Origin of the sequence: Pseudomonas sp. Pseusp3 (genome assembly GCF_047304225.1) — a bacterium.
In the GTDB taxonomy this organism is placed as follows: domain Bacteria; phylum Pseudomonadota; class Gammaproteobacteria; order Pseudomonadales; family Pseudomonadaceae; genus Aquipseudomonas; species Aquipseudomonas fluorescens_CD.
The window spans coordinates 1-1074 of record NZ_JBGLYV010000229.1 but is presented as its reverse complement, the minus strand read 5'-3'; the positions used below and the strand labels follow the sequence as shown (position 1 = coordinate 1074).

At 60.2% G+C, this 1074-nt stretch carries 1 protein-coding gene; it reads right to left on the bottom strand.

Annotated elements, in window-relative coordinates; translation table 11 throughout:
* Positions 1-35: 35 nt before the first annotated feature.
* Positions 36-875 carry an iron uptake transporter permease EfeU gene (gene efeU / locus ACCD00_RS30660; protein ID WP_413428926.1) on the bottom strand — a complete coding sequence of 280 codons (840 nt, stop codon included), beginning with the start codon at positions 873-875 and terminating at the stop codon, positions 36-38.
* Between the last annotated feature and the right edge of the window lie 199 nt (positions 876-1074).

Genomic DNA, 1074 nt, shown 5'->3' with positions numbered 1-1074 from the left:
AGCCTGGGGTGGGGCTTGATTTGGCATGGGAGCCCTTATTGGCTGGAAACGGAAGAGGATTGCCTGGCGGGTGCGCCGGCCGGTGAGAAGAACATCACCAGCGCCACCAGCAGATAGATCAGATACGCACCCAGGGTGCTGACGGTCGGGGCGTCCTGGTAACCGAACATGCCGGCCAGCACCGAGCCCAGCGGGCCATCCATCGGCAGCGTTGTGCTGAAATCGAACAGCACGGTCTGCAGGTGGTTCCAGAGCCCGGCTTCATGCAGCGCCTGTACCGAGTTGGCGAGGATGCCGGCCGCCACCACCAGGATGAACAGGCCGGTCCAGCGGAAAAACGCCGCGAGGTTCAGGCGCATGCTGCCGCTGTAGATCAGGAAGCCGATGACGATGGCCAGGACCAGGCCGAGCAGGGCGCCAATCGGTGCCGCCGGGCCCTGGCTTTGCTGGAATACCGCGAGCAGGAAGAACACCGTTTCCAGGCCTTCGCGGGCCACGGCGAAAAACACCATGGCGATCAGTGCGATCACCTGGTGCCCGGAACCGGTCAATGCGTGGTCGAGGGACTCGTGCAGTGAATGCTTGATCGAACGCGCGACCTTGCGCATCCAGAACACCATGGAGCTGAGAATGCCGACGGCTACCAGTCCAACGATGCCTTCAAACAGCTCCTGTTGTTTCTGCGGGAACTCGGCACTGACCAGTTCCAGGCCACCGCCCACCAGCAGGGCGAGGGTGACGGCAAGAAACACCCCGATCCACATCGCCGGCAGCCATTGGCCGCGACCGGTCTGTTTGAGGTAACTGGCGATGATGCCAACGATCAACGCGGCCTCGACACCTTCGCGCAGCATGATCAGAAAAGGAACAAGCATTCAGCGGCGTCTCGAATTTAGATAGGGTGCCAAGTTGTAACATAATGATACGTATTCACATATGCTATTGATTGACAATACCTGAACCCAAGCTGAACGAACCTGAAGATCAGCACACCCCCCTGTAGGAGCGAGCTTGCTCGCGATGGACGTCAACGATAACGCGGGCTGTCTGAATCCCCGCGGTGTCCCGGCGTTT

Coding starts and splice junctions, on each gene's coding strand:
- efeU (WP_413428926.1), bottom strand. CDS start 875: ATGCTTGTTCCTTTTCTGATCATGCTGCGCGAAGGTGTCGAGGCCGCG.